The 2,482-nt window shown below is 47.6% G+C and carries 2 protein-coding genes; both read right to left on the reverse strand.

Annotation, left to right across the window (positions count from 1 at the left end; genetic code table 11):
• The coding region (locus IDJ77_RS27465; protein ID WP_191192207.1) for a CRTAC1 family protein at window positions 1–1,758 on the reverse strand (1,758 nt) is incomplete at its 3' end.
• Entirely contained in the window at window positions 1,758–2,330 is a 573-nt protein-coding gene (locus IDJ77_RS27470; RefSeq protein ID WP_191192208.1) for a hypothetical protein, read from the reverse strand. The genes IDJ77_RS27470 and IDJ77_RS27465, both read right to left, overlap by 1 nt.
• Window positions 2,331–2,482 lie beyond the last annotated feature (152 nt).

Genomic DNA, 2,482 nt, shown 5'->3' on the forward strand with positions numbered 1-2,482 from the left:
TTGCACCACTACCGAATCGATCAGGCTGGTTTTCCCAAGCCCGAAGTTGAGCCGGTTATCAACGCTGGATTCGAACCCGCGTGCGGGCATTTGCTCCTGGTAGCTTAGCGTATGGTTGTAATAAACCGTTACACGGCTGCCGGTGCCAAAACGGTTATTGCCCTCGCCCTGAAGCACTACCTTGAGGTATTTGTTCTCCGGGTGGAGCTTACGGCTATTGTTGCGGTACACAAAGGCAGGCATGTTCACGTTGTTCACAACCAGGTCAAGCGCTCCGTCGTTGTCCAGGTCGCCATAAGCCGAGCCGTTGGAGAACCCTGCGTCCCCAAGCCCCCACTCGCCTGCCTTGTTGCTGAACGTAAGGTTCCCGTTGTTATGGTAAGCATAGTTTGGTACTGCCTCTGAGGGCATCAGGTCTATCAGCTTTTTATAGTTGATGCTTTTATCTTTGATCAGCGTTGCCATCACTTCCCGGTTAGAGAGGTACTGGATATAATCGCCGTTGGTCAGATCCTGATATATGCCGTTAGCCACAAAAATATCTTTAAAACCATCGTTATCCATATCGGTAATTAGCGCTCCCCAGCTCCAGTCGGTAGCGTGCACACCAGCAAGACGCCCGATCTCGCTGAAAGTGCCGTTGCCGTTATTCAGTTGCAGGGTGTTACGGGTAAACTGGTTGTAATAGCCATACTTCAGGTCCATCTGGTATTTGTCCCAATTTTCGTAGGTGGTATTGGTTTTCAGGCGCGCCTCGCTCTCAGGCAGCATGTCGGTCACAAAAATATCGGGACTGGCATCATTATTAATATCGGCGAGGTCGGCCCCCATCGAGGCATTGCTGATGCTATGCATCTGGTCTTCCAACGATTCCTTAAATGTGCCATTTTTATTATTGATGTACAGATAATCGCGCTCGAAAAAATCGTTTGACACGTAGATGTCGTCCCAGCCATCATGATCCACATCGCCCACACTCACGCCCAATCCGAAACCGATCACGCTACCAAAGATCCCGGCCTCAGCACTTACATCCTTAAAGTGCCCGCCATCATTACGGAAGAGTTTTTGACCGCCCAGGGGATCGCGCATGTTCCGCTCGTTGTTCTGTATATTAAAGGTCCCGATGGCCTTAAAGGAGTTGCTGAGGATAAAAAGATCGAGGTCGCCGTCGTGGTCGTAATCAAAAAACACGGCGTGGGTAGAGTAACCGTTTACGCCTACGCCATATGCTACGGCACTCTCTTTAAACTTTAAGTTCCCCTGGTTAATGTATAGTTCATTCTGCTTATGATCGCCTTTAACGTCGCCGCTGTTGCAAACATAAATATCCAGCAAACCATCACCGTTAACATCGGCCATGGTTACCCCGGTAGACCATTTACCCACTTTGCCGATACCTGCCTTGCCGGTAATATCTTCAAACCGAAAATCCCCCTTGTTGAGATAAAGTTTGCTTGGCTCGGTATTCCCTACCATAAAAACATCTATCAACCCATCGTTATTAATGTCGCCAAGTGCCACGCCGCCGCCATTGTAAAAGTTGCGGTAGGTATAAATATTGAACTCGTTGTTGTAAGTAAGCTTGTTGTTGAAACTGATATTGGTGTAGCCCGCATCCAAAAGCTCAAAAAGCTTTGTACCCGATTTGCTGTTGCCGTCACCGCAGCCGCAAACAACCCAAGTTAGCAACAGGAAGGCACCGTACCGGCTCAAATACCTGTTGCGAATAACGTTACCGGGGATAAAATATCTCATTACTTTTTGCTGTTTTCTGTCAACAGATCGGTAAAATCCACTTTTACACGCTGCTCGTCATACTTGCCAATGATGATCCTGCGGTTGCCTTTTACCTGTACAAAAATGGTTCCGCGCACAGGGTCTGTCATGGTTAGAAAATCGGCACCTTTGTACCATTTTTTAAAGAGGTTGAATACGTCAAGCTGTAAACTATCGGCAAACAATGCCTTGTTCCAGGGCGCGAATGCGTCGTAACTAAATGTCACTCCCATTTTGTTGATCTTATTCTGGCGAAAATCGGGGTAAAAGGTCATGGTTGCAGGGTGCTTCAATTCGTTTTTGAAATGGTACAATACCGACATGTTACCCGGGCCTTCGAAAAACAGTCCCTTTTTATTCATCCTCCAGCAATGAGCATAAAATTCTTTGCTGGTCATCCCCAGTTTTATGCCCATAAAAATACTATCCTGCCGGATGCCGGTAGCCAGTTCGCGCGCCACCGAATCCTCATATCGCTGATTGTCTGACCGACACGCCGCAAGCGAGCAAATACCCGCAACAAAAAGCAACCATTTATACCGTTTTATCATTTAACAGCCTTCTTATTTAAACTTATTATTTCGGTTTTATCATTATTTTTAGCAAACACGAGCAGGGTTTTGCGGCCCGCACCGATCTGCATGATATCGCGTACGGCACCTTTTACCAGTATGCCACTTTGCTGCGGTGCCACCGCCCGGAA

This window comes from Mucilaginibacter pankratovii, assembly GCF_014773265.1.
In the GTDB taxonomy this organism is placed as follows: domain Bacteria; phylum Bacteroidota; class Bacteroidia; order Sphingobacteriales; family Sphingobacteriaceae; genus Mucilaginibacter; species Mucilaginibacter pankratovii.